General features: G+C 68.7%; 26 protein-coding genes and 4 tRNA genes. 24 read left to right on the top strand and 6 right to left on the bottom strand.

Annotated features, from left to right (window positions below; translation table 11 throughout):
- Positions 1-30: 30 nt before the first annotated feature.
- A complete protein-coding gene (locus tag KUF83_RS14745) occupies positions 31-1365 on the bottom strand; it encodes an APC family permease (protein WP_217455113.1) in 1335 nt (444 codons plus the stop codon).
- 243 nt (positions 1366-1608) lie between these two features.
- On the opposite strand from KUF83_RS14745, the gene KUF83_RS14740 reads away from it, so the two are divergent.
- A complete protein-coding gene (locus KUF83_RS14740; protein WP_217455112.1) occupies positions 1609-1875 on the top strand; it encodes a GlsB/YeaQ/YmgE family stress response membrane protein in 267 nt (88 codons plus the stop codon).
- Between the two features lie 126 nt (positions 1876-2001).
- Here the strand turns inward: KUF83_RS14740 and KUF83_RS14735 are convergent, their stop codons facing one another.
- Positions 2002-2490: a YajQ family cyclic di-GMP-binding protein gene (locus tag KUF83_RS14735; RefSeq protein WP_217455111.1), complete on the bottom strand. Its 489-nt coding sequence runs from the start codon at positions 2488-2490 to the stop codon at positions 2002-2004.
- Positions 2491-2691: 201 nt separating this feature from the next.
- Here KUF83_RS14735 and KUF83_RS14730 point away from each other — a divergent pair.
- A tRNA-Tyr gene (locus KUF83_RS14730) sits at positions 2692-2773 on the top strand.
- A gap of 336 nt (positions 2774-3109) precedes the next feature.
- Entirely contained in the window at positions 3110-3322 is a 213-nt protein-coding gene (locus KUF83_RS14725) for a hypothetical protein (RefSeq protein ID WP_217455110.1), read from the top strand.
- A gap of 171 nt (positions 3323-3493) precedes the next feature.
- Here KUF83_RS14725 and KUF83_RS14720 read toward each other — a convergent pair whose 3' ends face one another.
- On the bottom strand, positions 3494-4150 hold the full coding sequence (locus tag KUF83_RS14720; protein ID WP_217455109.1) for an NAD(P)H-binding protein: 657 nt from the start codon (positions 4148-4150) through the stop codon (positions 3494-3496).
- A gap of 261 nt (positions 4151-4411) precedes the next feature.
- Between KUF83_RS14720 and KUF83_RS14715 the strand changes: the two genes are divergently transcribed.
- Positions 4412-5362, top strand: a complete 951-nt coding sequence (locus tag KUF83_RS14715; RefSeq protein WP_308403000.1) for a hypothetical protein — start codon at positions 4412-4414, stop codon at positions 5360-5362.
- 233 nt (positions 5363-5595) lie between these two features.
- Here KUF83_RS14715 and KUF83_RS14710 read toward each other — a convergent pair whose 3' ends face one another.
- Entirely contained in the window at positions 5596-6861 is a 1266-nt protein-coding gene (locus KUF83_RS14710) for an amidohydrolase family protein (protein ID WP_217455108.1), read from the bottom strand.
- Between the two features lie 239 nt (positions 6862-7100).
- Between KUF83_RS14710 and KUF83_RS14705 the strand changes: the two genes are divergently transcribed.
- The 10 genes from KUF83_RS14705 to KUF83_RS14660 all read left to right on the top strand — a co-directional run bounded on the left by KUF83_RS14705 (position 7101) and on the right by KUF83_RS14660 (position 13311).
- Positions 7101-7173: transfer RNA gene (locus KUF83_RS14705), tRNA-Thr, on the top strand.
- A 46-nt stretch (positions 7174-7219) separates the two neighbouring features.
- Positions 7220-7292: transfer RNA gene (locus KUF83_RS14700), tRNA-Met, on the top strand.
- Positions 7293-7383: 91 nt separating this feature from the next.
- Entirely contained in the window at positions 7384-7548 is a 165-nt protein-coding gene (gene rpmG / locus KUF83_RS14695; protein ID WP_003948671.1) for a 50S ribosomal protein L33, read from the top strand.
- Between the two features lie 89 nt (positions 7549-7637).
- A complete protein-coding gene (locus KUF83_RS14690; protein WP_217455107.1) occupies positions 7638-8090 on the top strand; it encodes a MaoC family dehydratase N-terminal domain-containing protein in 453 nt (150 codons plus the stop codon).
- A 4-nt stretch (positions 8091-8094) separates the two neighbouring features.
- Complete coding sequence (locus KUF83_RS14685) at positions 8095-8523, top strand: MaoC family dehydratase (RefSeq protein ID WP_217455106.1); 429 nt, start codon at positions 8095-8097, stop codon at positions 8521-8523.
- A 147-nt stretch (positions 8524-8670) separates the two neighbouring features.
- Entirely contained in the window at positions 8671-9240 is a 570-nt protein-coding gene (locus KUF83_RS14680; protein ID WP_217455105.1) for a TetR/AcrR family transcriptional regulator, read from the top strand.
- Between the two features lie 105 nt (positions 9241-9345).
- Positions 9346-10785, top strand: a complete 1440-nt coding sequence (locus KUF83_RS14675; protein WP_217455104.1) for an MFS transporter — start codon at positions 9346-9348, stop codon at positions 10783-10785.
- A 165-nt stretch (positions 10786-10950) separates the two neighbouring features.
- Positions 10951-11328: a DUF3291 domain-containing protein gene (locus KUF83_RS14670; RefSeq protein ID WP_217455103.1), complete on the top strand. Its 378-nt coding sequence runs from the start codon at positions 10951-10953 to the stop codon at positions 11326-11328.
- Positions 11329-11436: 108 nt separating this feature from the next.
- Positions 11437-12492 (top strand): UDP-N-acetylmuramate dehydrogenase, encoded by a 1056-nt coding sequence (locus tag KUF83_RS14665; protein WP_217455102.1) that lies wholly within the window; start codon positions 11437-11439, stop codon positions 12490-12492.
- A gap of 99 nt (positions 12493-12591) precedes the next feature.
- Positions 12592-13311: a hypothetical protein gene (locus KUF83_RS14660; protein ID WP_217455101.1), complete on the top strand. Its 720-nt coding sequence runs from the start codon at positions 12592-12594 to the stop codon at positions 13309-13311.
- Here the strand turns inward: KUF83_RS14660 and KUF83_RS14655 are convergent.
- Together KUF83_RS14655 and KUF83_RS14650 are read right to left on the bottom strand one after the other, a co-directional pair.
- Positions 13256-14284, bottom strand: a complete 1029-nt coding sequence (locus tag KUF83_RS14655; protein ID WP_217455100.1) for an adenosine deaminase — start codon at positions 14282-14284, stop codon at positions 13256-13258. The two genes, KUF83_RS14660 and KUF83_RS14655, sit on opposite strands and share 56 nt — an antisense overlap.
- 133 nt (positions 14285-14417) lie before the next feature.
- Complete coding sequence (locus KUF83_RS14650; protein WP_217455099.1) at positions 14418-15644, bottom strand: pyridoxal phosphate-dependent aminotransferase; 1227 nt, start codon at positions 15642-15644, stop codon at positions 14418-14420.
- A 225-nt stretch (positions 15645-15869) separates the two neighbouring features.
- Between KUF83_RS14650 and KUF83_RS14645 the strand changes: the two genes are divergently transcribed.
- The 10 genes from KUF83_RS14645 to rpoB all read left to right on the top strand — a co-directional run bounded on the left by KUF83_RS14645 (position 15870) and on the right by rpoB (position 26236).
- A tRNA-Trp gene (locus KUF83_RS14645) sits at positions 15870-15942 on the top strand.
- A 109-nt stretch (positions 15943-16051) separates the two neighbouring features.
- Positions 16052-16339 (top strand): preprotein translocase subunit SecE, encoded by a 288-nt coding sequence (gene secE / locus KUF83_RS14640; protein WP_055610500.1) that lies wholly within the window; start codon positions 16052-16054, stop codon positions 16337-16339.
- Positions 16340-16416: 77 nt separating this feature from the next.
- Positions 16417-17310 (top strand): transcription termination/antitermination protein NusG, encoded by an 894-nt coding sequence (nusG, locus tag KUF83_RS14635; protein ID WP_217455098.1) that lies wholly within the window; start codon positions 16417-16419, stop codon positions 17308-17310.
- A gap of 169 nt (positions 17311-17479) precedes the next feature.
- Positions 17480-17914: a 50S ribosomal protein L11 gene (rplK, locus tag KUF83_RS14630; protein WP_030359033.1), complete on the top strand. Its 435-nt coding sequence runs from the start codon at positions 17480-17482 to the stop codon at positions 17912-17914.
- Positions 17915-17993: 79 nt separating this feature from the next.
- Positions 17994-18719, top strand: coding sequence for a 50S ribosomal protein L1 (gene rplA, locus KUF83_RS14625; protein WP_217455097.1), 726 nt, complete (start codon positions 17994-17996; stop codon positions 18717-18719).
- 163 nt (positions 18720-18882) lie between these two features.
- The gene (locus KUF83_RS14620; protein ID WP_217455096.1) at positions 18883-19782 is read left to right on the top strand and encodes a hypothetical protein; all 900 of its coding nucleotides are present in this window, start codon (positions 18883-18885) and stop codon (positions 19780-19782) included.
- Between the two features lie 123 nt (positions 19783-19905).
- A complete protein-coding gene (locus tag KUF83_RS14615; RefSeq protein ID WP_217455095.1) occupies positions 19906-20784 on the top strand; it encodes a DUF1396 domain-containing protein in 879 nt (292 codons plus the stop codon).
- Between the two features lie 309 nt (positions 20785-21093).
- Positions 21094-21624, top strand: a complete 531-nt coding sequence (gene rplJ, locus KUF83_RS14610) for a 50S ribosomal protein L10 (RefSeq protein WP_217455094.1) — start codon at positions 21094-21096, stop codon at positions 21622-21624.
- A 109-nt stretch (positions 21625-21733) separates the two neighbouring features.
- Positions 21734-22114, top strand: a complete 381-nt coding sequence (rplL, locus tag KUF83_RS14605) for a 50S ribosomal protein L7/L12 (protein WP_217455093.1) — start codon at positions 21734-21736, stop codon at positions 22112-22114.
- A gap of 636 nt (positions 22115-22750) precedes the next feature.
- The gene (rpoB, locus tag KUF83_RS14600) at positions 22751-26236 is read left to right on the top strand and encodes a DNA-directed RNA polymerase subunit beta (protein ID WP_217455092.1); all 3486 of its coding nucleotides are present in this window, start codon (positions 22751-22753) and stop codon (positions 26234-26236) included.
- Positions 26237-26273: the final 37 nt, after the last annotated feature.

Below are 26273 nucleotides of genomic sequence, written 5' to 3'. Positions count from 1 at the left end.
CCCCGCTCATCGATGTTCCCCGGGGCTCGATCAGCGCGGGACCAGCCGCCTCCGTACCCCGTACGCGACCGCCCCCAGCCCCAGTACGCCGACGCCCACGACCACAGACACCCAGGGCAGGGCGAAAGCCAGCGTCACACACCCCACCAGTCCCAGCGCGGGCACGACCCGTGACACGACCGCCGAACTCAGCGTCCAGGCGGAGGCATTGGCGATCGCGTAGTACACCAGCACCCCGAAGGAGGAGAAGCCGATCGCACCCCGCACATCCACCGTCGCGGCCAGCACGGCGACCACCGCCCCGACAGCGAGCTCCGCCCGGTGCGGTACCTGGAAACGCGGATGCACGGCGGCCAGCCCGCTCGGAAGATGCCGGTCGCGGGCCATGGCCAGCGTCGTCCGTGACACCCCCAGGATCAGTGCGAGAAGGGACCCGAGCGCCGCCACGGCGGCACCCACCCGTACGACCGGTACGAGTGCCGGCGCCCCCGCGGCGCGTACCGCGTCCGTGAGCGGTGCTGTCGCCTGCCCGAGGCCCCCCGGCCCCAGGACGGAGACGACCGCCACCGCCACAGCCGCGTACACGACCAGTGCGATACCCAGCGCGAGCGGGATCGCTCGCGGAATGGTGCGCGCCGGATCCCGTACCTCTTCGCCGAGAGTCGCGATCCGCGCGTACCCGGCGAACGCGAAGAACAACAGGCCGGCCGCCTGCAGAACCCCTCCCACACCCCCCGAGACGCCCACGTCGAGCCGTCCGGCGTCGGCGGCCCCGGAGGTGAGACACCCGACGACCACGGAAGCGAGGACCGCGAGGACGACAGCGACGATCACCCGGGTCAGCCACGCGGACTTCTGGACACCGCCGTAGTTCACCGCGGTCAGCGCCACCACGGCCCCGACGGCCACCGCGTGCGCCTGACCCGGCCAGACGTACGTGCCGACGGTGAGCGCCATCGCCGCACACGAGGAGGTCTTCCCGACGACGAACGACCAGCCCGCCAGGTATCCCCAGAACGCGCCGAGCCGCTCCCGCCCGTACACGTACGTGCCGCCCGACGCGGGAAAGCGGGCGGCGAGGCGAGCCGAAGAAGCCGCGTTGCAGTAGGCGACGACGGCCGCGACGCCCAGCCCGAGGAACAGCCCGGACCCCGCGGCCCGGGCCGCGGGACCCAGCGCGGCGAAGATCCCCGCGCCGATCATCGAGCCGAGACCGATGACCACGGCGTCCCCGACGCCGAGTGTCCGCCGCAGCTCCGCACCGCTCGACGGTGAGCCGGACGGCGACGACCCGGACGGCGACGACCCAGACGGCGACGTCCCGGAGGGCGACGAATCTGGTCGGGCGGAATCGGACTGTGGCATGGGCCGCACCCTACTGATCGTCGCAACCGCGAACCGACGCGCCGACGTCCTCCCCAGTAACAACGAACGAACAGCACGACGAACGAACAGAACAGCGAACTGGCAGAACACCGCACGAACAGAAGCCAGAAGAACGACCAGAAGCACGACAGCGGCACAACAGAGGCATGACAGCGGTACGACCACAGCCTGGTGCGAGCAGGATCACAGCACAGGCACAGCACGAAAGGGCAGGTTCACGGCATGGGCATCATCAGCTGGATCATTCTGGGGCTGCTGGCCGGCGCCATCGCCAAGTTCCTGCTGCCGGGACGTGATCCCGGTGGCTTCATCGGTACGACACTGATCGGTGTCGCGGGCGCGTTCATCGGCGGCTGGATATCCGCACGCTGGCTGGACCACCCGATCGCCAAGGACTTCTACGACGGCACCACCTGGGCCGCCGCGATCGGCGGCTCGCTCGTGCTGCTGGTCGCGTACCGCATCATGTTCGGCCACTCGCGCAGGTGAGCTCGCCCTCCAGGCCGCGGCTGCGGCCTGGGACGGGAAAGGGCGGGCACCAGGGGCGCCCGCCCTTTCCCGTACGCGCGACGGCCGTCCGTGGAACAGCCCGGAACAGCCGGAACAGCCGGAACGTCACCGGTAGTTGACGAACTGCAGCGCGAAGTCGAAGTCCTTGCCCTTGAGCAGGGCCTGCACGGCCTGCAGGTCGTCACGGCTCTTCGAGCTGACGCGCAGCTCGTCGCCCTGCACCTGCGCCTTCACGCCCTTCGGACCCTCATCGCGAATGATCTTCGCGACCTTCTTCGCGTTGTCCTGGGAGATGCCCTCCTCGATCGTCGAGAAGATCTTGTACTCCTTGCCGGAGAGCTGCGGCTCGCCGGCGTCCAGCGCCTTCAGCGAGATGCCCCGCTTGACCAGCTTGGACTGGAAGACGTCGAGGATGGCCTTGACCCGCTCCTCGGAATTCGCCTCCATCAGGATCTTCTCGCCGGACCAGGAGATGGAGGCGCCCACGTTCTTGAAGTCGTAGCGCTGCGAGATCTCCTTGGCGGCCTGGTTGAGGGCGTTGTCGACCTCCTGCCGCTCGACCTTCGAGACGATGTCGAAACTGGAGTCGGCCATGTCCTGTGGCTCCTTGTATCGGGGTGCGTAGTGGCGGCCGCCGAACCCGCTTCGGTCCCGGGCCGCATCCGCATAAGCCTAGTCATCCCCTCCCCTCCGAGCACCGATCAATCAGGTGGCGAAGCACCCCCGGGCATCGGGTATCGTTTACGTCGTTGCCACGGAGCGCCGCCGAAAAGCGGTTCGAATGGCAGCTACCCCGGCGGTGTGCCCGAGCGGCCAAAGGGAGCAGACTGTAAATCTGCCGGCTCAGCCTTCCCAGGTTCGAATCCTGGCGCCGCCACGCTGAGAGAAGAAACCCTCTCTGAACTGCGATTATGCAGTTCAGAGAGGGTTTCTTCGTGTTCGGGCGACCCCATGCGCCGACGACGGCGGCACGCGATATCGGGGCAAGAGTCGAACAGCGCGACGGCCCAACGACGGCCCCGGGGATGTCCCAGGGCGCCACGTGGACGCCTTGTGGACGGTGTCCATCGCGAGCAGGTAATCGGGACCGCCGGGGCAGGCGCGGCGATGCTGCCGGGTCAGCCGCTCCAGGCGGTCTACGGCGCTCCGGGCGGTCCTTCGCCGCGGAGTGCGCCGACCCCGGTGCCCGCCGTTTTCTTCGTACGCTGGACCCATGTCCTCACGCCGCCGAAACTGCCCCGAGTGCCGTCGCGAGATCGCCGTCGTCGCCGGACGGTTCGCTCGGCACGACCCGCCGGGCGCGCGGGGGAGCGGGGAACTCGTGTCCTGCCCGGGCTCGCGCAGGCAGGCGGAGCTGGGCGCGGCGCAGCCCGCCCTCGACGGGTACGCCGTGGCGGAGTTCCCCGGCCAGCTTCCGCTCTTCTGATACTCCCCCGCGGCACGCCCTCGTACGCCGCCGGGCTCCATGAACCGGCGCCGTACGCCGCCGGACTTCATGAACGGGCCTCATGGAGCGGCTTTACGAACGGGTCTCGTGAGCGGAGCCGTGCAGGGCGGACCGCCCTGCATCCGCCCTCCTCCAGCCCCTACTCCCGCGTCAGTTTCCCGCCACCGACTTCACGGCCACGGACACCGGGGTCGAACCGCTGATCAGTTCCAGGGTCAGCCCGGCCGTCGCCGGGGTGTCCACCAGCTCCGCGAGGACCGCGGCGACATCGTCGCGCGGAACGGGCCCGCGGCCTGTGGCGGCCTCCAGGCGGATGAGCCCCGTGCCGGCGTCCGTCGTCAGCATTCCGGGGCGCAGGATCGTCCAGTCGAGGCCCCGGTGAGCCCGTACGTACGAGTCGGCCTCGCCCTTGGCGCGCAGGTACACGTCGAAGACGTCGTCCCCGGGATGCTCCGGGTCCGCGCCCATCGACGACACGACCACGTGCCGTCGCACCCCGGCCCGGGCCGCCGCGTCCGCGAAGAGCACGGCGGCGCCCCGGTCCACGGTCTCCTTGCGGTCCACCCCGCTGCCGGGGCCCGCGCCCGCCGCGAAGACGGCGGCGTCCGCGCCCCGCAGATGCTCGGCGACCTCCTCCTCCGAAGCCGACTCCAGATCGCACAGCACCGGCTCGGCGCCGGCCGTCCGCAGATCGTCGCCCTGCTCGGCTCGGCGGATGATCCCCGCCACCTCGTCACCGCGCGCGGAGAGCAGTCGCTCCAGCCGCAACGCGATCTGACCATGACCTCCAGCGATGACAATGCGCATGATTCCGACCGTACGCCCGGATGGACCCACGCGCCGCACAACCCTGTGGATAACTCGTGAGTCTCATGAACGTTCACGCTGTACGAAGGGGACGCCGTCGGGCGTCATAAGGAGACCGTCATCACCGCCACGAGCAAGACCCCCGCCGCCCGCAAGCGCCCTGTCATACGCGGGACTCTCGCAGCGGTCGGCTGCGTCACCGTCCTGGCAGCCGGCACGGCCGCCTGCGGCACGGTCGAGAACCTCACCGCCGGTCAGAAGGTGGACCAGGCCTTCGAGGGGCTCGGCGAAAAGAAGTCGCTGGCCTTCGAGTTCGGGCTCGACGCCAAGCCCTCCGCACTCACGAAGTTGGCCGGAGCGGCGGAGCCCGGCGACGAGATGCCGCCGGAGCTCGCGGAGCTCTTCACCCAGGTGAAGGTCAAGGTGTCCGTCGAGTCGCGCAAGCCGCTCGCCGACTCGGGTGAGAAGGATCTCGTCGGTACGGGTGTGGCGGTCTCGGGACCCGACGGTGTCCTCGCCGAATACCGGCTCGTCGGCAACTACACGTACTACCGCGCCGACATGAAGGCGGTCGGTGACGCCATGGGCTTCCCCGTGCCGTCCGCCGACGAACTGCCCAAGGGCGAGGAGCAGTTCAAGCAGGTGCTTGAGGGCAAGTGGGTCAAGGTCGACAACCGTGAGCTCGACCGCGCCGCGAAGGACGCCTCCGGCTCGGACAAGGCCGACGGCGGGTCCGCGGGAACCGACGGGTCCGACGAGATCGACACCAAGACCCAGCAGAAGATCCTCAAGGCCGTACGGTCGGTCGTCGCCCGCGAGGTCACCTTCAGCAACAAGGGAGGCAGCGACGGTGTCGAACGGATCGTCGCCAAGGCCTCCTTCCGCGACCTGCTCACCGGTGTCATGGACAAGCTGCGGCCGTTCGCCGACGACCTGCCGACGGGCACCGAACTGCCCACCGACAAGGACTTGAAGGACGCTCCGGACAAGAAGGTCGCCGTCGACTTCTCTCTGAAGAACGGTGATCTGACCCGCATCTCCGTCGACCTCGCAGCCCTCGCGGAAGACGCGAAGGGCGCCAGGCTTCCCCTGGTGGTCAAGTTTGGCGAGGCGGACGACATCAGTGCCCCGTCCGGCGCCACGAAGATGCCCGCGGACGAGTTCGGCGGCCCGGGCAACCCCTTCACCAGCGGCCTGCTGAGCGGTTTCTGACAGACCGAGCCCTGCCGCCGGTCACCTCGGCACACGGACTCACGATGACGGCAACACACGCGCGTGACGGGGCCAACACCCCTCCACGCGCGTGTGGAGGGGTGTTGGCCACGGAATCCCTCCACGCGCGCGTGTGTGTGTCGTCTACCGGATCCCGCCACGCGTGCGTGTGTGTGTCGTCCACCGGCGCCTCGCCTACCGGTTCCCCACCCGCCAACTCCTCCGGCCCGCCCTCACGACGACTCGCCCGTCCGCCCCTGGCGCGGCAGGTCCAGCGCAACGGCCGCCGCCGAGTTGCAGTACTCCCGCACCGCGCTCGTCCGCGCCACCACGCGCCCCCGGTGCACGACGATCCGGCTGTACGCCAGCGACAGGGCACCGTCGAGCCGGTCCCCGCGCACCGCGAGCAACTCCGCCGGGAATCCGGCCTCCACACGCACCTCCGGCAGCCCGAGCACCGCACGCGCCGACGAACTCACCGCGTCGTACGCGTCAGCGGCCCGCAGCCCGTACCGCGAGGCCAGCAGATACGCCGCCTCCAACGGATCCCCCCGCCCGACGGGGTTCGACACGTCCCTGAGAGCGCCGCTCCCGGCCGCGACCCGTACCCCGGCCGCCCGCAGCAGCCGTACCGGAGCCGTCCCGCGGCGGTCCACACCCGAACAGCCGCCCTGGGGCAGGCAGACGACGGCCACCCCGGCCGCGGCGAGCTGGTCCGCCGAGCGCGAGGCCACCTCCGAGGGCAGCCGCCCGAGCCCTCCACAGGGACCGAGTGTCACCCGGGACCGCAGCCCGCCCGCCATCGCCGCGAGCCGTGCCAGCCGCGCGGGATCGTCACCGTCCGTGTGCAGATCGACGGGGCAGCCCTGCTCCGAGGCGACCTCCAGAACCGCCTCCACATACCCGGTCGGGTCGGGGTCCAGATCTGGACAACCACCCACTACGGAGGCGCCCATCTTCACCGCGTCCCGCAGCATCGCCAGCCCGTCGGCCCCCGCGAGCCCGGTCAGCACCCGGGGCATCGCCACGACCGTCAGCTCCGCCAGCCCCCGCAGCGCGCGCCGCGCCTGGAGGACCGCCGCCATCGAGCCCAGCCCCTGCACATCGCCCACGCGCACGTGCGACCGAAGGGCGGTCGCGCCGTGCCCGAGTTGGAGGAGAGCGGCCTCGGTCGTACGGCGCTGGACCTCGTGACCCTCGTACGAGGCCGGGCCCTCGCCGTCGGCCGACAGGGCCGTGTCGCCGTGGGCGTGGGGCTCGGCCGGGGCCGGCAGGAGCAGGTAGCCGGACAGGTCCACGCGCGCGGTGTGCGCGGTGAGGCTGCCGGCCGTGCCGACCGCCTCGATACGCCCGTCGGCCAGCCGCACGTCCACGGTCCGGCCGTCGGTGAGCCGCGCACCGCAGAGCAGCAGCTCGGAGCTGCCGCTCCGGCCGGACGAACTCGCGGAGCCCGACGAGGACGAGGAGGAGTGCGGCGGCTGCGGCTGGCTGTCGGGCATCGCGCTCCTGGGGCTCGGCGGCGGCTGCGCAGGAGGGGACACAAGATCACGCAGCGTGAGTCGAGCCTAGGGTGGCGACCGGCGCGCATCGAGGAGGAGCGAAATAGTCGTACCGGTGTGGTCCGTCGTGCCCGAGGGGCGTGCGGAACGGCCCGAGAGCGCCCTGGAACGGGCCGGGGCAGGTGCCACGAAACGGATTTGGGCGATCGGCGGCCGAGCGTGTAATGTCTTCATCGCTCGCCCCAATAGCTCAGTCGGTAGAGCGTCTCCATGGTAAGGAGAAGGTCTACGGTTCGATTCCGTATTGGGGCTCCGGTGTGGGAGGTTCCCGTCGCAAGACGGGAACTGATCACATCACAGCGGTGTAGCTCAGTCGGTAGAGCAAGCGGCTCATAATCGCTGTGTCACCGGTTCAAGTCCGGTCACCGCTACTGACAGTAGCCGATTGTGGGGTCGGTCCTTCGATCGGCTACTCTTTCATGCGTTAGTCCATGTCCCATCCGTTCGTCAAGGAGCACTCCAGTGGCTGCCACCGACGTCCGCCCGAAGATCACGCTGGCCTGCGTGGAGTGCAAGGAGCGGAACTACATCACCAAGAAGAACCGGCGTAACAACCCGGACCGACTGGAGATGAAAAAGCACTGCCCGCGTTGCAACGCGCACACCGCGCACCGCGAAACGCGATAATTTCAGGCTCGTACACGAGGCCGTCCCCTGTGGTTGGGGGGCGGCCTCGCGTCGTTAACACCAGCTGCGAACCAGGAGGTGCCGAGCCGATGGCGCTCGACCAGTCCTTCGTGGGGCGGTCCTACCCGCCCACCGACCCGTACGAGGTCGGCAGGGAGAAGATCCGTGAGTTCGCGGAGGCGGTGGGGGACCTCAACCCCGTCTACACGGACCCGGAGGCCGCCAAGGCCCACGGCCACCCCGACGTGATCGCCCCGCCGACCTTCGTGTTCTCGATCACCTTCAAGGCCGCGGGACAGGTCGTCCGGGACCCGCAGCTGGGTCTCGACTACAGCCGGGTCGTGCACGGCGACCAGAAGTTCGTCCACCGCCGCCCGGTGCGCGCGGGAGACCGGCTCACGGTCACGTCCACCATCGAGGCGATCAAGTCGCTGGCGGGCAACGACATCCTGGACATCCGCGGCGAGGTCCACGACGAGGCGGGCGAGCACGTGGTGACCGCCTGGACCAAGCTCGTGTCCCGCGCGGCCGAGGGGGCCTGAACAGATGACCGCGAAGATCTCGTACGACGACGTCGAGGTCGGCACCGAGCTGCCGGCCCAGAGCTTCGGCGTGACCCGCGCCACGCTCGTCCAGTACGCGGGCGCCTCGGGGGACTTCAACCCGATCCACTGGAACGAGAAGTTCGCCAAGGACGTCGGCCTGCCTGACGTCATCGCGCACGGCATGTTCACCATGGCCGAAGCGATCCGGGTCGTCACCGACTGGATCGGCGACCCCGGCGCGGTGGTCGAGTACGGCGTCCGCTTCACGAAGCCCGTCGTCGTCCCGAACGACGACGAGGGAGCCACGATCGAGGTCAGCGGCAAGGTCGCGGCCAAGCTCGACGACAACACCGTGCGCGTCGACCTCGTCGCGATGAGCGCGGGCCAGAAGGTGCTCGGCATGTCCCGGGCCGTCGTGCGACTGGCCTGACCGCCCGAGAGCCGCATCCGCGGAAGCACAGGTAAGGGGCGTCCGCCATTGCGGACGCCCCTTACCTGTGGCGGTCCTCGCCCGCTTCCGCATCCCCCTGTCCCCACCCGCTTGACTTAGTTAGTGATTGAGTACTAACTTGGTCGCATGGTCAGGATGAGTGCTGAAGAGAGGCGCGAGAGCGTCATTCGCGCCGCGATGAGCGAGTTCGCGCGGGGCGGCTACAACGGCACGTCCACCGAGGCGATCGCCAAGCGGGTGGGCGTCTCACAGCCGTATCTCTTCCGGCTCTTCCCCGACAAGAAGGCGATCTTCCTCGCGGCGGCCGAGCGTTCCCTCGAGAACTCCAGGCTCACGTTCGAGGAGGCCGCCAAGGGCCTGGAGGGCGAAGAGGCCCTGCACTCCATGGCGGACGCCTACACCAAGGTCATCGCCGAGGAGCCCGAGCGGCTGCTGATGCAGATGCAGATGTACGTCGCGGTGGCGGCCGCCGAGCAGGCGGGCGACCACGAGCTCGGCGAGACAGTACGGGCCGGCTGGATGCGGCTGTGGGACACCGTCCACCTGCCGCTCGGCGCCGACGCGAACGACACCACGACCTTCATGGCCTACGGGATGCTCATCAACTGCCTGGTGGCCATGGGCTTCGATCCCCAGCACCGGGTGTGGGAGGGGCTCTACCCCTCGGCCCGGAGCAAGGGACGGCTCGAGCACTGAACAGGAACGCCGGAGCGAGTGCGGCGGAGAGAACCGCACTTTCATGACCGCAAAAGTTAGTCATCAATAACTAATCAACGGTAGCGATCACCCGCTGGGGGAGCGATGTCACAGCAGAAGGAACGTCGCGGGGGAGCCGTCTGGGCCCTCGTCATCACCAGCGTCGCCGGATTCATGGCGGCCCTGGACAACCTCGTCGTCACCACCGCCCTGCCCTCGATCCGTGAGGACTTCGGAGGCGGACTCGACGACCTGGAATGGACCGTGAGCGCCTACACGCTCACCTTCGCCGTACTGCTGATGTTCGGCGCGGCCCTCGGCGACCGGTTCGGCCGCCGCCGGCTCTTCATCGTCGGCATCGCCGTGTTCACCGGAGCGTCCGCCGCCGCGGCCATGGCGCCCGGCATCGACTCACTGATCGCCGCCCGCGCCGTCCAGGGCGTCGGCGCGGCCATCATGATGCCGCTGACGCTGACCCTGCTCACGGCCGCCGTACCGGCCGCCAAGCGCGGGATGGCGTACGGGATCTGGGGTGCCGTCAACGGTCTCGCGGTCGCCTCGGGGCCGCTCATCGGAGGCAGCCTCACCGAACACCTCTCCTGGCAGTGGATCTTCTGGCTGAACGTTCCGCTGGGCCTCGCCCTGCTGCCGCTGGCCCGGATGCGTCTGTCGGAGTCGTTCGGTTCCGGCGCCCCGCTCGACATCCGCGGCACCCTGCTCGCCAGCGGCGGCCTCTTCGGGATCGTGTACGGACTGGTCCGCGCCCCCGTCGTCGGCTGGACCGACGGGGTGATCCTGCTGGCTCTGATCGGAGGGACGGCCCTCCTCGTCGGCTTCGTACTCCACGGGGTGCACGCCAAGAACCCGATGCTGCCGATGAGGCTCTTCCGGAACCGCGCCTTCGCCGGGATCAACGCGGCGAGCCTGCTGATGTTCCTAGGGATGTTCGGCTCGATCTTCCTGCTCAGCCAGTACATGCAGGGCGTGCTCGGCTACTCGCCCACCGAGGCGGGACTGCGGATGCTGCCGTGGACCGGTATGCCGATGATCGTCGCGCCCATCGCGGGCTATCTCTCCGACCGGATCGGCGGCCGGCCCGTCGTCGCCGTGGGCCTGTTCCTGCAGGCCGTCGGACTCGGCTGGTTCGCCCTCGTGGTCGAGTCCGACACCTCGTACACCGCGCAGCTTCCCGCCCTGATCATCAGCGGAATCGGCATGTCCCTCTTCTTCGCTCCCGCCTCCAGCCTGGTCATGTCCAGCGTCCTGCAGCAGGAGCAGGGAATCGCGTCCGGTGCCAACAACGCGCTGCGCGAGGTCGGCGGGGCGCTCGGTATCGCGGTGATGGCCTCGATCTTCGCCGCCCAGGGCGGCTACGAGACTCCGCAGACCTTCGTGGACGGCCTCCGGCCGGCCCTGTGGGTCGGCTCCGCCGCGGTGGCCGTGGCGGGTGCGGCGGCGCTCTGCATGCCGGGTCGCCGGGGCAGGACAGCGCCGGAGGAGGGCGTGGAGGCGCCGGAGCGGGTGCTGGAGACGGTGTCGAGCTGAATCCGCGAGCCCGACTGCGGAAACGGTCCGAACCGGCTCCGCAGTCGGGCAGATCCGGGCCCGGACTCGGATACGAACGCGTATCCGAGTGCGAGCCCGGACACGGCGAGCCACCTGCGATCCACTCCCCATGAGCCCGGAATTCCGACCGAAAGGAGACCGGCCGTGCCCACCCTCCCCTGGACCGTGCCGAACACACCGCCGCAGGGCGCGGAGGTGCACGTCTTCGCCTCCCGCTTCGAGACCCGCACCCTCTGGGGCGCACTGAAGTTCTTCGCCAGGACGCCGGCCGTCTGGCGGCAGGTGAGCAGGGCGCCCGGCGCGTACGGAGCCACACTGAAGGCAGCACCTCTGCGGCGGACCTTCTGGACCCTGTCCGCCTGGGAGTCGCCCGCCGCGCTCAAGGCCTTCTCCCGTTCCGGCACCCACGCGCCGACCGCCCGTGGCCTCGGCCCCCAGATGCGGGACGCGAAGTTCGTGAGCTGGACGGTGAAGGCGGACGAACTCCCGCTGGACTGGCCGGAGGCGCTCCGCCGCCTGTGATCCGGACGCCGGTACCCGGCGGGCGCCCCGCAAGGTCCGCCGCGCCCGCAGAGCCCGTCGAGAACGGCCCCGCCCCGACCGGTGGGGCCGTTCTCGTACTCTGGGCACGTGCAGGAACTCCACGACGCTCCCCTCGCCCCGCTGACCACCTTCCGGCTCGGTGGCCCCGCCGCCCGGCTGATCACCGCGACGACCGACGCCGAGGTGGTCGCCGCTGTCCGCGAGGCCGACGACTCCGGTACGCCGCTGCTGCTGATCGGCGGCGGATCCAACCTGGTCATCGGCGACAAGGGCTTCCCGGGCACCGCCCTGCGCATCGCCACCCGCGGCGTCGCGCTCGACGGCACGAGCCTGGAACTGGCCGCCGGCGAGGTGTGGACCGACGCGGTCGCCCGAACCGTCGAGGCGGGCCTCGCGGGCATCGAGTGCCTCGCCGGGATCCCCGGCTCCGCGGGCGCGACCCCGATCCAGAACGTGGGCGCGTACGGCCAGGAAGTGTCGTCGACGATCACCGAAGTGGTCGCATACGACCGGAGGAGCCGCGAGACGGTCACGATTCCGAGCGCCGAGTGCGCGTTCTCGTACCGGCACAGCCGCTTCAAGAGCGACCCCGAGCGCTTCGTCGTGCTGCGCGTCCGCTTCGAGCTGGAGGACGCCGCCGGGCTGTCCGCACCCGTCAAGTACGCCGAGACGGCCCGTGCGCTCGGGGTCGGAACCGGCGACCGCGTGCCCCTGGACGCGGCCCGCGAGACCGTCCTGAAGCTACGCGCGGGCAAGGGCATGGTGCTCGACCCCGAGGACCACGACACCTGGTCGGCCGGCTCGTTCTTCACCAACCCGATCCTCACGCACGAGGAGTTCGCCGCGTTCCACGCGCGCGTGGCGGAGCGTCTGGGCGACGGCGTGACCCCGCCCGCCTACCCCGCGGGCGACAAGCACACCAAGACCTCCGCGGCCTGGCTGATCGACAAGTCCGGCTTCACCAAGGGGTACGGCTCCGGCCCCGCCCGCATCTCCGGCAAGCACACCCTGGCCCTCACCAACCGCGGCGAGGCCACCACGGAGGACCTCCTCGACCTCGCCCGCGAAGTCGTCGCCGGAGTCCACGCCGCCTTCGGGATCACCCTCGTCAACGAACCGGTGACCGTGGGCGTCAGCCTCTGAGACCGCCGCCCCGAGACCCGTCGCCCCCGGCGCGGCGGCGGGATATTCGCTTGCCGGGCCCGCGCCGGGCGATCACCCTGAGCCCATGAGGCATCTCCCGTGCGGCTGAGGGTCAGCGAGTCCAGGCCGAGAGCCGGCCGGTACGCGTTCCGGGTCGTCCGGCCGCGCCCGGCGCTGCGACGAACCACCCTCAGCGACCCCATGCGGGACTGGGGCTATCTGGTCGGGGACCACGACGGGCTGTCCCGCCTCGCCGCACTGTTCTCGTTCGCCGCGTACTCCCCGCACACCGTCGTCCATGTCCCGCTGCGGGAAGGGGTCCCCCGGACGTTCGCGCCCGGCGTGCCGGTCGATCTGGTCCTCGTCCACCAGTCGCTCGGCCTGCGGCCCTCCTCCTGGCCGGCCCTGCGCCGCGGGGCAGCCCGGGGCACCCCGGCCACCGTCCGCACCGACGAGCGGCGTACCGCGCGCCACGCCGCCGACTGGCAGGCCCGCTGGGACCAGCGCTGGGACCACCTCGACCGGGTCGACCGGATCCAGCCCGCCGTCCACGCCCGGACACTGTTCCTCTTCGGCGCCCGGGACACCTTCGCCTCGGCGTCCGTGCACCTGGAGCTGGCGGCAGGCTTCGGCCCGCTCGGCAAGAGGGCCGCCGAGGGGCAGGACGTGCTGGTCACCTCGCTCTCCACGCACCTGCCCCTGACCTTGGGGCGAGGGGCGGAGCTGGACATCGGCTTCCAGGCGTATCCGCCCTACGACCACTTCAGGCAACCGGGGCGGTCAGCCAGTCGTCGATCCCGGACAGCAGCTTCTCCCTGACGTCGTGCGGGGCCGCCGAGCCCCGTACCGACTGCCGTGCCAGCTCGGCCAGTTCGGCGTCCGTGAACCCGTGGTGGCGGCGCGCGATGTCGTACTGGGCGGCCAGCCGCGAGCCGAACAGCAGCGGGTCGTCCGCACCGAGCGCCATGGGAACGCCCGCCTCGAACAGCGTGCGCAGGGGGACGTCCTCCGGCTTCTCGTACACCCCGAGGGCGACGTTCGACGCCGGGCAGACCTCACAGGTGATGCCCCGGTCCGCGAGCCGCTTCAGCAGCCGCGGGTCCTCGGCCGCCCGCACCCCGTGCCCGATGCGCGAGGCGTGCAGGTCGTCCAGGCAGTCGCGTACGGACGCCGGGCCCGTGAGTTCACCGCCGTGCGGCGCCGCCAGCAGCCCGCCCTCCCGGGCGATGGCGAAGGCCCGGTCGAAGTCCCGGGCCATGCCCCGGCGCTCGTCGTTGGAGAGCCCGAAACCGACGATGCCGCGGTCCGCGTAGCGCACGGCCAGCCGGGCCAGCGTGCGGGCGTCCAGCGGGTGCTTCATCCGGTTCGCGGCCACCAGGACCCGCATGCCGAGCCCGGTCTCGCGCGCGGTCGTGTCCACCGCGTCCAGAATGACCTCCAGGGCGGGGATCAGGCCGCCCAGGCGCGGCGCGTACGACGTCGGGTCGACCTGGATCTCCAGCCAGCCCGAGCCGTCCTTGATGTCCTCCTCGGCGGCCTCACGGACGAGCCGCTGAATGTCCTCCGCGTCTCTGAGACACGACCGCGCCGCGTCGTACAGCCGCTGGAAGCGGAACCAGCCGCGCTCGTCCGTCGCCCGCAGCTTGGGAGGCTCCGCGCTGGTCAACGCGTCGGGCAGATGGATCCCGTGCTTGTCGGCCAGTTCCAGCAGGGTGGTGTGCCGCATCGATCCGGTGAAGTGCAGATGCAGATGGGCTTTGGGCAGCTCAGAGACATCACGTACGTGCTCCATTCCAGGATCCTGCCGTACGCCGCTCCCGTATCGGTAGCGCTTTCCCTGAACGTGGTCTTGCTCGCACGAAGAGACGAAGAAGCGGGCCGCCCCCCAGAGGGAGGCGGCCCGCCGATCGGTCAGGCTGAGCAGGTCAGTCCGTGGCCTCGGCCAGCAGCTTCTGGATCCGCGAGACGCCCTCGACGAGGTCCTCGTCACCCAGCGCGTACGAGAGCCGCAGGTAGCCCGGCGTGCCGAAGGCCTCGCCCGGGACGACCGCGACCTCGGCCTCCTCCAGGATCAGGGCGGCCAGCTCGACGGAGTCCTGCGGGCGCCTGCCGCGGATCTCCTTGCCGAGAAGGGCCTTCACCGAGGGGTACGCGTAGAAGGCGCCCTCGGGCTCGGGGCAGAGCACGCCGTCGATCTCGTTCAGCATCCGCACGATCGTCCTGCGGCGGCGGTCGAAGGACTCGCGCATCGTCGCCACGGCCTCCAGGTCGCCGGAGACGGCGGCCAGCGCGGCGATCTGGGAGACGTTGGCGACGTTCGAGGTGGCGTGCGACTGCAGGTTCGCGGCCGCCTTGACGACGTCCTTGGGGCCGATGATCCACCCGACCCGCCAGCCGGTCATCGCGTACGTCTTCGCGACGCCGTTGACCACGATGCACTTGTCCCGCAGCTCCGGCAGGACCGCCGGCAGCGAGGTGAACTTCGCGTCCCCGTAGACGAGGTGCTCGTAGATCTCGTCCGTCATCACCCACAGGCCGTGCTCGACGGCCCAGCGGCCGATCGCCTCGGTGTCCTCGGCGCTGTAGACCGCGCCCGTCGGGTTGGACGGCGACACGAAGAGGACGACCTTCGTCTTCTCCGTACGGGCGGCCTCCAGCTGCTCGACCGAGACGCGGTAGCCGGTGGTCTCGTCCGCGACGACGTCGACCGGGACACCGCCGGCCAGACGGATCGACTCGGGGTACGTCGTCCAGTACGGGGCCGGGACGATGACCTCGTCGCCCGGGTCGAGGATCGCGGCGAACGCCTCGTAGATGGCCTGCTTGCCGCCGTTGGTCACCAGGACCTGGGAGGCGTCCACCTCGTAGCCGGAGTCGCGCAGCGTCTTGGCGACGATCGCCGCCTTCAGCTCGGGAAGGCCGCCGGCCGGCGTGTAGCGGTGGTACTTCGGGTTCTTGCAGGCCTCGATGGCGGCCTCGACGATGTAGTCAGGCGTCGGGAAGTCGGGCTCACCGGCGCCGAAGCCGATCACCGGACGTCCCGCGGCCTTGAGGGCCTTGGCCTTGGCGTCCACGGCGAGGGTGGCGGACTCGGAGATCGCACCGATCCGGGCGGAGACCCGGCGCTCGGTGGGAGGGGTTGCAGCGCTCATGGGCCCATCGTTCCAGACCGGAAACCTCCCCGGCACACCGGTTTCACAGACTGAGCAGCGCCGGACGGGGCCCGGGGCGAGCACGCACAAAGTCCGTACGGACACTTTCTGTTCGACGACCGGCCGCCGACCACGTACACTCTCACCTCGTTGGCCTTCACCGGCCGCGCTCTCCCGGTGCACACCGAGCACCCGGGCGGATGCGGTACGTTGTGAGGGAAGCAAAGGGTCGTAGCTCAATTGGTAGAGCACTGGTCTCCAAAACCAGCGGTTGGGGGTTCAAGTCCCTCCGGCCCTGCTACACACTCCTTTCGCCAGGATGTGTGCGCATGTACGTACTGCATTGCACCGCCGTGCGGCTCATACCGGGCGCGGCACGGCCACGACCCGGAATCAGGTGAGGACGAGTGACGGACGCCGTGGGCTCCATCGACATGCCTGATGCCCAGGATGAGGCGCCGGAGTCCCAGAAGAAGGGCCGCAAGGGCGGTAAGCGTGCCAAGAAGGGCCCGCTGAAGCGCCTCGCTCTCTTCTACCGCCAGATCGTCGCGGAACTCCGCAAGGTCGTCTGGCCGACCCGCAATCAGCTGACGACGTACACCACAGTGGTGATTGTGTTCGTTGTCATCATGATCGGTCTGGTGACTGTGATTGACTTCGGACTCGACAAGGCCGCCAAGTACGTCTTCGGCTAGGCCAAGCGCGAAGGGCGCCGTACCCGGCGCCCGCTTTCGCGTGTTCCACCCCCATGATCCAGGAAGAAGCAGCCACCGTGTCTGACCCGAACCTGAACGATGCCGTCGAGTCGGTCGAGTCCCGTGACGACGAACTCGACATCGTCGAGGGCGCGGACGTCGAGGACCAGGTCGAGGCTGCCGACGCCGCCGCGGACGACGCCGCCGAAGAGGCTGCCCTGCACGTCGAGGACGAGTCCGGCGAGGAGCTCGAAGCCGACGAGGACGCCGCCGACGAGCCGGTCTCCGACGAGACCGACGGCGAAGAAGGCGAAGAGGCAGAGGAAGCGGAAGCCGAGGAGGAGACCGAGCCGGTCGACCCCGTGACCGCCCTCCGCGAGGAGCTCCGCACGCTGCCCGGCGAGTGGTACGTCATCCACACGTACGCCGGTTACGAGAACCGCGTGAAGACCAACCTCGAGCAGCGCGCCGTCTCCCTGAACGTCGAGGACTTCATCTTCGCGGCCGAGGTGCCGCAGGAAGAGGTCGCGCAGATCAAGAACGGCGAGCGCAAGACCGTCAAGCAGAACAAGCTCCCCGGCTACGTGCTGGTGCGCATGGACCTGACGAACGAGTCCTGGGGCGTCGTCCGCAACACTCCCGGTGTCACCGGCTTCGTGGGCAACGCCTACGACCCGTACCCGCTGACGCTGGACGAGATCGTCAAGATGCTCGCTCCCGAGGCCGAGGAGAAGGCCGCCCGCGAGGCCGCCGAGGCCGAGGGCAAGCCGGCTCCGTCCCGCAAGCTCGAGGTCCAGGTGCTGGACTTCGAGGTGGGCGACTCGGTCACCGTCACCGACGGCCCGTTCGCCACGCTGCAGGCGACCATCAACGAGATCAACGCCGACTCGAAGAAGGTCAAGGGCCTCGTCGAGATCTTCGGCCGCGAGACCCCGGTCGAGCTGAGCTTCGACCAGATCCAGAAGAACTGACGTTCTTTCGGACCGTATGCCTCCGACCAGGTCAGACAGGCTCTCGCAGCCCGTCTGACCTGCTCGGTTTTTGGCCGCGCACAGATACCCGTTATCGTTGTGCGGTATGCCTCCGTCCGGATGATCCGGAATGGCGGCTGGAAACTCTCACTAGGACCCGGAGAGAGCAATGCCTCCCAAGAAGAAGAAGGTCACGGGGCTCATCAAGCTCCAGATCCAGGCCGGTGCGGCCAACCCGGCTCCGCCGGTCGGCCCCGCACTGGGCCAGCACGGCGTCAACATCATGGAGTTCTGCAAGGCCTACAACGCCGCGACCGAGTCGCAGCGTGGCTGGGTCATCCCGGTGGAGATCACGGTCTACGAAGACCGCTCCTTCACCTTCATCACCAAGACCCCGCCGGCCGCGAAGATGATCCTCAAGGCCGCTGGTGTCGAGAAGGGCTCCGGCGAGCCGCACAAGACCAAGGTCGCCAAGATCACCCAGGCGCAGGTCCGCGAGATCGCCACCACCAAGATGCCCGACCTCAACGCGAACGACCTGGACGCCGCGTCGAAGATCATCGCCGGCACCGCCCGTTCCATGGGCATCACGGTCGAGGGCTGACCCCCACCACCCCTGTAGAACACCGTGGCAGGGCCTGCTCGGCCCGCACCACGCCTCCTCAGAACACACAGGAGCAGTAGTGAGCAAGCGCAGCAAGTCTCTCCGCGCTTCGGACGCCAAGATCGACCGGGAGAAGCAGTACGCCCCGCTCGAGGCCGTCCGTCTCGCCAAGGAGACCTCCACGTCCAAGTTCGACGGCACCGTCGAGGTCGCCTTCCGTCTGGGTGTCGACCCGCGCAAGGCCGACCAGATGGTCCGTGGCACCGTGAACCTCCCGCACGGCACCGGTAAGACCGCCCGGGTCCTGGTCTTCGCGACCGGTGACCGTGCCGAGGCCGCGACCGCCGCGGGCGCCGACATCGTCGGCTCCGACGAGCTCATCGACGAGGTGGCGAAGGGGCGTCTGGACTTCGACGCCGTCGTCGCCACCCCCGACCTCATGGGCAAGGTCGGCCGCCTGGGCCGTGTCCTCGGCCCGCGTGGTCTCATGCCGAACCCGAAGACCGGCACCGTGACCCCGGACGTGGCCAAGGCCGTGACCGAGATCAAGGGCGGCAAGATCGAGTTCCGCGTCGACAAGCACTCGAACCTGCACTTCATCATCGGCAAGGTGTCCTTCGACGACACCCAGCTGGTGGAGAACTACGGCGCCGCGCTCGACGAGATCCTTCGTCTGAAGCCGTCGGCCGCCAAGGGCCGTTACATCAAGAAGGCCTCCATCAGCACCACGATCGGCCCCGGCATTCCGGTCGACTCGAACCGCACCCGCAACCTCCTCGTCGAGGAGGACCCGGCCGCCGTCTGAGCCTGACGCTCACCCGGCAGCCGCGTCGCGACGCGATTCCAGGACGGGCCCCGCAACCTTTCGAGGTGCGGGGCCCGTCTCTTTCTGTCCGGGCTCCGTTTCCGGGCCGGGTGTCGGTGGCCTGCGCTAGCGTGCGGGGCACAGGAATCGCATAGGGGGACAAATGAAGACCACGACCGCGCGCCGCGTGACCGTCTCGATAGCGGTGGCCGCCGCTCTGACCGGAGCCGCGGCCTGTAGCGGCTCGGACTCCGGCGGGGGCTCGGGGGAGGACGGCAAGTCGGCCGGCAAGGCCAAGGCCCAGGTCAATCCGATCGCGGCGCTGCGCACCGTGGAGAAGAGCACCGACAAGGCGGACTCCGCCAAGGTCGAGTCCACCACGACCATGGGCACGCTGATGTCGATGGAGGCGGACGGCGCCCTCGGCTGGGCCGACGGCCTCACCGGCAACCTGACGATCACGTACACCGGCGGCACGATGGCCGACCAGATGCGCCAGATGGGCACGACCTCCATGGAGGCCCGCTACCTGCCGGACGCCTACTACGCGAAGATGGGCGACAAGTTCGCCGAGCAGTCCGGCGGCAAGCACTGGATCAAGTACGCGTACGACGACCTGGCGGACCTCGCCGGCGGATCGGGCGCGTACATGAAGGACCAGATGCAGAACACCACACCGAACCAGTCGGTGAAGCTCCTGCTGGCCTCCGGGGACGTCCGGAAGGTCGGCGAGGAGAACGTGCGAGGCGAGAACACCACGCACTACTCGGGCACGGTCGACGTCGCGGACCTCGCGGGCAAGAGCTCGAACCTCAGCGAGAAGCAGCTGGCCGACATGAAGCGCCAGCTGGAGCAGGCCGGGGTGACCACCGAGAAGATCGACATCTGGGTGAACGACGAGGACCTGCTGGTCAAGAAGGTCGAGAAGGGCGAGCTGGCGACCGGCTCGATGTCCTCGACGGCGTACTACAGCGACTACGGCGTGAAGGTCTCCACGGAGGAGCCCCCGGCGGCCGACACCGCCGACTTCAAGGACCTGATGCAGACGCAGCCGGCGGCCTGAGAACCCTCCGAGTCGTCACAGGCGTCACACAGGCCCCATGACAACTCGGAGGACCGCCTGGGTTCCCCTGGGATACGCTCGCGCCCTGTCTGTGAGTCGTTCATCTGTTCCTAGGGGGGAACCATGAAGCTTTCTGTACGCGGATCCGTACGTCACAGGGCGACGGGCGCGGCGCTCGCCGTACTCGTCCTCGGCGGGGGTGTGGCCGGCTGTTCGGAGGACTCCGGCGCCAAGGACAAAGGCGCCGGCGAGTCATCGCCGAAGATGACGCCCGCCGCGGCCGTGGCCAAGGCGGCGAAGAACACGGAGGACATCACCTCCCTCAGCTACCGGATGAAGGGCACGACTCCGGAGGAGGGGCGCGTCCAGGCCGAGGCCCAGATGCGGATGAAGCCCGACGTCGCCATGAGCATGAAGATGACCGCCCTCGACCAGGGCAAGGACGGCACCGCGGAGATCCGCCTGGTCGACAAGGCCATGTACATAGGCGGGGGCGCCGCGGCGGCCAAGGAGATGGACGGCAAGAGCTGGATCAAGTTCGACCTGTCCGCGCTCGGCGAGGACGCGATGGGCGGCTCGGCCCCGGGTGCGGGAGCGGCCGACAAGAACCCGGCCCAGGAGTCCACCTTCCTCACCGGTTCGAAGGACGTGCGGAAGGTCGGCTCCGAGAAGATCGACGGCGTCGAGACCACGCACTACCAGGGCACGGTCACCCTCGACCAGTTCCGCAAGTCCCTGAAGGACGAGAGCAAGGCCACGCGCGAGCAGCGCGAGAAGAGCCTTGAGCAGTACGAGAAGATGGGCGTCGACGAGCTCACGATGGACATGTGGGTCGACGGCGAGGACCGCACGAAGCAGTTCCGCATGAAGGGCGACGCCGACAAGGGCAAGCTCGACATGGTGATCACCTTCATCGACTACAACAAGCCCGTGAAGGTCACCGCGCCGCCCGCCAAGGACACCATGGACCTGGCCGAGATGATGGGCGACATCGAGAGCTGACATCCGCGTCGGCCCGGGCAGGAAGACGGCCGCCGCACGGATTTGCTTGACAGTGCCCCGTTCACGTAACCTTCCACAGAAGCCAAAGACCGCTGGTCGTTGCCGTGTTCTCGCAAGAGGAATCGGTGACCGAAGGATCCGCTGGATTGCGGACGACCCGCGCAGGTGACTGTGGATGAGCTCCCGGACACTCCCGCACTTCGTGCGGATCCGTTCGGTCGAGTCACGCCCCGTGCGCCTGCGCCGGGGCGTTTCGTTTTCCCAGTCTCCTTCTGAGCGGTCCTCATCACCCGGAAGGAGGCCACGCTTATGGCAAGGCCCGACAAGGCTGCCGCGGTAGCCGAGCTCGCGGACCAGTTCCGCAGCTCGAACGCCGCTGTGCTGACCGAGTACCGGGGTCTCACCGTGGCGCAGCTCAAGACGCTGCGTCGTTCGCTCGGTGAAGACGCCCAGTACGCCGTGGTGAAGAACACGCTGACCAAGATCGCGGCCAACGAGGCCGGGATCTCTACGCTCGACGACCTGTTCAACGGTCCGACGGCGGTTGCCTTCATCACCGGTGACCCGGTGACGTCGGCGAAGGGTCTTCGTGACTTCGCCAAGGACAACCCCAACCTCGTCATCAAGGGCGGTGTCCTTGACGGTAAGGCGCTGTCCGCCGACGAGATCAAGAAGCTTGCGGACCTCGAGTCCCGCGAGGTTCTGCTCGCCAAGCTGGCGGGTGCCATGAAGGGCAAGCAGACTCAGGCTGCGCAGCTCTTCCAGGCGCTTCCGTCGAAGTTCGTCCGCACCGCGGAGGCGCTTCGCGTCAAGCTCGACGAGCAGGGCGGTGCCGAGTAACTCGGCTCGCGCATTGACCGCCGCCCCAGGCGACGGTCGTAGCGGGCCGAACGTACGCCCGCCTCACCAGTACATCCGGCACCTGCCGAATTAGTGGAAGGACGCCATCATGGCGAAGCTGTCCCAGGAAGAGCTGCTCGCGCAGTTCGAGTCCCTCACCCTCATCGAGCTCTCCGAGTTCGTGAAGGCCTTCGAGGAGAAGTTCGACGTCACCGCCGCCGCCGCGGTCGCCGCCGGCCCCGCCGCCGCTGCCGCCCCGGCCGAGGCCGAGGCCGAGCAGGACGAGTTCGACGTCATCCTCACGGGTGCCGGCGAGAAGAAGATCCAGGTCATCAAGGTCGTGCGTGAGCTGACCTCGCTGGGTCTCAAGGAGGCCAAGGACCTCGTGGACGGCGCCCCGAAGCCCGTTCTCGAGAAGGTCGACAAGGCTGCCGCCGAGAAGGCTGCCGAGTCCCTCAAGGGCGCCGGCGCCTCCGTCGAGGTCAAGTGACCCGACGAGTCCGCCAGGACTCCTGCGGGCCGTGTGCAGCCGCTTTCGTAGCGCTGTAACGCTGACGCACCGAAGAGCGATCACCCAACTGGGTGGTCGCTCTTCGGCGTTCGAGGGGGCCGTGCGGCGACTGCCTTGAACTGTCGGTGGCGACGAGTATGGTGATCTTCGTTCGTGCCTCCGGCCGCCCTGTGACGGGCAGCGAGACAGGTTGCAGGACGGGTTGCAAGTGACGATGGCAGCACCCGGTTCGGGCATGGGGGGCCTTGACGAACCGCACGCAGCGCGCAATTCTCAGGACGCGTCGTCACAACGATCCGGATCCGAGGCATGGATCGGTGGCGAAGAGGGCAGTATCGATGTGCATCGAGGGCGTGGCTTGCAGCAGGGGTTGAGAACAACGAGGGTCTTCAAAAACCCGCACTGGACATCAGTGGGCCTAGTGGCTACACTGACCCTTTGCGCTGCCTGTTAGCTGCCTCCTGCCCGTCACCAGGGGCATGCCCTCGCTTGAGCACTGTGGATCGAACCGACCCTGACCTGGTCCTTTTCGACTGGTCGAGGAACGTCTGTCACGGTGCACGGCTTGGGACCGGTACGCGCGTAGTGAGTCCGAGCCCTCGGAAGGACCCCCTCTTGGCCGCCTCGCGCACTGCCTCGACCGCGAATACGAACAACGGCGCCAGCACCGCCCCGCTGCGCATCTCCTTTGCAAAGATCAAGGAGCCCCTCGAGGTTCCGAACCTTCTTGCGCTGCAGACCGAAAGCTTCGACTGGCTGCTCGGCAACGCCGCGTGGAAGGCTCGTGTCGAGGCGGCTCTGGACAGCGGACAGGACGTCCCCACCAAGTCCGGTCTCGAGGAGATCTTCGAGGAGATCTCCCCGATCGAGGACTTCTCAGGGTCGATGTCCCTGACGTTCCGCGACCACCGCTTCGAGCCTCCCAAGAACTCCATCGACGAGTGCAAGGAGCGCGACTTCACGTACTCCGCGCCCCTCTTCGTCACTGCCGAGTTCACCAACAACGAGACCGGCGAGATCAAGTCCCAGACGGTCTTCATGGGCGACTTCCCGCTCATGACCAACAAGGGCACCTTCGTCATCAACGGCACCGAGCGTGTCGTGGTGTCCCAGCTGGTCCGCTCGCCGGGTGTCTACTTCGACTCCTCCATCGACAAGACGTCCGACAAGGACATCTTCTCCTCCAAGGTCATCCCGTCCCGGGGTGCCTGGCTGGAGATGGAGATCGACAAGCGCGACATGGTCGGTGTCCGCATCGACCGCAAGCGCAAGCAGTCCGTCACCGTCCTGCTCAAGGCTCTCGGTTGGACGACCGAGCAGATCCTCGAGGAGTTCGGCGAGTACGAGTCCATGCGCGCCACCCTGGAGAAGGACCACACCCAGGGCCAGGACGACGCGCTGCTCGACATCTACCGCAAGCTGCGTCCGGGCGAGCCGCCGACCCGTGAGGCCGCGCAGACGCTGCTCGAGAACCTCTACTTCAACCCCAAGCGCTACGACCTCGCCAAGGTCGGCCGTTACAAGGTCAACAAGAAGCTGGGCAGCGAGGCCCCGCTGGACGCCGGGATCCTGACCGTCGAGGACATCATCTCGACGATCAAGTACCTGGTGAAGCTGCACGCCGGTGAGACCGAGACCGTTGGTGACAACGGCACCTCGATCGTCGTCGAGACCGACGACATCGACCACTTCGGCAACCGTCGTCTGCGCAACGTCGGCGAGCTCATCCAGAACCAGGTCCGTACGGGTCTGGCTCGTATGGAGCGCGTCGTGCGTGAGCGCATGACGACCCAGGACGTCGAGGCGATCACGCCGCAGACCCTGATCAACATCCGGCCGGTCGTCGCCTCCATCAAGGAGTTCTTCGGCACCAGCCAGCTGTCGCAGTTCATGGACCAGAACAACCCGCTGTCGGGTCTCACCCACAAGCGCCGTCTGTCGGCTCTTGGCCCGGGTGGTCTCTCCCGTGAGCGGGCCGGCTTCGAGGTCCGTGACGTGCACCCCTCGCACTACGGCCGCATGTGCCCGATCGAGACCCCCGAAGGCCCGAACATCGGCCTGATCGGCTCGCTCGCCTCCTACGGCCGGGTCAACGCGTTCGGTTTCGTCGAGACGCCGTACCGCCGGGTCACCGACGGTGTCGTCACCGACGAGGTCGACTACCTGACCGCCGACGAGGAGGACCGCTTCGTCATCGCCCAGGCCAACGCGCCGCTCGGCGACGACTTCCGGTTCGAGGAGGCCCGCGTCCTGGTCCGCCGTCGTGGCGGAGAGGTCGACTACGTCCCCGGTGACGACGTCGACTACATGGACGTCTCGCCGCGCCAGATGGTGTCGGTCGCGACCGCCATGATCCCGTTCCTCGAGCACGACGACGCCAACCGTGCCCTCATGGGCGCGAACATGATGCGCCAGGCCGTGCCGCTGATCACCGCCGAGGCCCCCCTCGTCGGTACCGGCATGGAGTACCGCTGCGCCGTCGACGCCGGTGACGTCATCAAGGCCGAGAAGGCGGGTGTGGTCCAGGAGGTCTCCGCGGACTACGTCACCGTCGCCAACGACGACGGCACGTACACCACGTACCGCGTCGCGAAGTTCTCGCGCTCCAACCAGGGCACCTCGGTCAACCAGAAGGTTGTCGTCCACGAGGGCGACCGGGTCGTCGAGAACCAGGTTCTCGCCGACGGTCCGGCCACCCAGGAAGGCGAGATGGCGCTGGGCAAGAACCTGCTCGTCGCCTTCATGCCGTGGGAGGGTCACAACTACGAGGACGCGATCATCCTGTCGCAGCGCCTCGTGCAGGACGACGTCCTCTCCTCGATCCACATCGAGGAGCACGAGGTCGACGCCCGTGACACCAAGCTCGGCCCCGAGGAGATCACCCGGGACATCCCGAACGTCTCCGAGGAGGTCCTCGCCGACCTCGACGAGCGCGGCATCATCCGTATCGGTGCCGAGGTCGTCGCCGGCGACATCCTGGTCGGCAAGGTCACGCCCAAGGGTGAGACCGAGCTGACCCCGGAGGAGCGCCTGCTCCGTGCGATCTTCGGTGAGAAGGCGCGCGAGGTGCGCGACACCTCGCTGAAGGTGCCGCACGGCGAGATCGGCAAGGTCATCGGCGTCCGCGTCTTCGACCGTGAAGAGGGCGACGAGCTGCCGCCGGGCGTGAACCAGCTGGTTCGGGTCTACGTGGCGCAGAAGCGCAAGATCACGGACGGTGACAAGCTCGCCGGCCGTCACGGCAACAAGGGTGTCATCTCCAAGATCCTTCCGATCGAGGACATGCCCTTCCTTGAGGACGGCACGCCGGTCGACATCATCCTCAACCCGCTGGGTGTCCCGTCCCGAATGAACCCGGGGCAGGTCCTGGAGATCCACCTCGGCTGGCTCGCCAGCCGCGGCTGGGACGTCTCCGGCCTCGCGGACGACTGGGCGCAGCGCCTCCAGGCCATCGAGGCCGACAAGGTCGAGCCCGGCACCAACGTCGCCACCCCCGTCTTCGACGGTGCGCGTGAGGACGAGCTGGCCGGTCTGCTGCAGCACACGATCCCGAACCGCGACGGATCACGCATGGTGCTCCCGACCGGTAAGGCGCCGCTGTTCGACGGCCGATCCGGCGAGCCGTTCCCCGAGCCCGTCTCGGTCGGCTACATGTACATCCTCAAGCTCCACCACCTGGTCGACGACAAGCTCCACGCCCGGTCGACCGGTCCGTACTCGATGATCACCCAGCAGCCGCTGGGTGGTAAGGCCCAGTTCGGTGGCCAGCGCTTCGGTGAGATGGAGGTGTGGGCGCTGGAGGCTTATGGCGCCGCGTACGCCCTCCAGGAGCTGCTGACCATCAAGTCCGACGACGTGACCGGCCGCGTGAAGGTCTACGAGGCCATCGTCAAGGGCGAGAACATTCCTGAGCCCGGCATTCCCGAGTCCTTCAAGGTGCTCATCAAGGAAATGCAGTCGCTCTGCCTCAACGTGGAGGTGCTGTCCTCGGACGGCATGTCCATCGAGATGCGCGACACGGACGAGGACGTCTTCCGCGCCGCGGAGGAGCTCGGTATCGACCTGTCCCGGCGTGAGCCGAGCAGCGTCGAAGAGGTCTGACGGGTCTGGCCGGGGCTCCCTGAACAAGAGCCCCGGC

This window comes from Streptomyces sp. BV286 (assembly GCF_019090165.1).
Classification (GTDB): Bacteria; Actinomycetota; Actinomycetes; order Streptomycetales; family Streptomycetaceae; genus Streptomyces.
Note: the sequence above shows the minus strand (reverse complement) of the source record. Positions and strands in the feature narration are given on the sequence as shown.

Bases quoted from the DNA above. Each gene is read 5' to 3' on its own strand.
- KUF83_RS14745 (WP_217455113.1), bottom strand. From the start codon at position 1,365: ATGCCACAGTCCGATTCCGCCCGACCAGATTCGTCGCCCTCCGGGACG.
- KUF83_RS14740 (WP_217455112.1), top strand. From the start codon at position 1,609: ATGGGCATCATCAGCTGGATCATTCTGGGGCTGCTGGCCGGCGCCATC.
- KUF83_RS14735 (WP_217455111.1), bottom strand. From the start codon at position 2,490: ATGGCCGACTCCAGTTTCGACATCGTCTCGAAGGTCGAGCGGCAGGAG.
- KUF83_RS14725 (WP_217455110.1), top strand. From the start codon at position 3,110: ATGTCCTCACGCCGCCGAAACTGCCCCGAGTGCCGTCGCGAGATCGCC.
- KUF83_RS14720 (WP_217455109.1), bottom strand. From the start codon at position 4,150: ATGCGCATTGTCATCGCTGGAGGTCATGGTCAGATCGCGTTGCGGCTG.
- KUF83_RS14710 (WP_217455108.1), bottom strand. From the start codon at position 6,861: ATGCCCGACAGCCAGCCGCAGCCGCCGCACTCCTCCTCGTCCTCGTCG.
- KUF83_RS14690 (WP_217455107.1), top strand. From the start codon at position 7,638: ATGGCGCTCGACCAGTCCTTCGTGGGGCGGTCCTACCCGCCCACCGAC.
- KUF83_RS14685 (WP_217455106.1), top strand. From the start codon at position 8,095: ATGACCGCGAAGATCTCGTACGACGACGTCGAGGTCGGCACCGAGCTG.
- KUF83_RS14680 (WP_217455105.1), top strand. From the start codon at position 8,671: ATGGTCAGGATGAGTGCTGAAGAGAGGCGCGAGAGCGTCATTCGCGCC.
- KUF83_RS14675 (WP_217455104.1), top strand. From the start codon at position 9,346: ATGTCACAGCAGAAGGAACGTCGCGGGGGAGCCGTCTGGGCCCTCGTC.
- KUF83_RS14655 (WP_217455100.1), bottom strand. From the start codon at position 14,284: ATGGAGCACGTACGTGATGTCTCTGAGCTGCCCAAAGCCCATCTGCAT.
- KUF83_RS14650 (WP_217455099.1), bottom strand. From the start codon at position 15,644: ATGAGCGCTGCAACCCCTCCCACCGAGCGCCGGGTCTCCGCCCGGATC.
- rplK (WP_030359033.1), top strand. From the start codon at position 17,480: ATGCCTCCCAAGAAGAAGAAGGTCACGGGGCTCATCAAGCTCCAGATC.
- KUF83_RS14620 (WP_217455096.1), top strand. From the start codon at position 18,883: ATGAAGACCACGACCGCGCGCCGCGTGACCGTCTCGATAGCGGTGGCC.
- KUF83_RS14615 (WP_217455095.1), top strand. From the start codon at position 19,906: ATGAAGCTTTCTGTACGCGGATCCGTACGTCACAGGGCGACGGGCGCG.
- rplJ (WP_217455094.1), top strand. From the start codon at position 21,094: ATGGCAAGGCCCGACAAGGCTGCCGCGGTAGCCGAGCTCGCGGACCAG.
- rplL (WP_217455093.1), top strand. From the start codon at position 21,734: ATGGCGAAGCTGTCCCAGGAAGAGCTGCTCGCGCAGTTCGAGTCCCTC.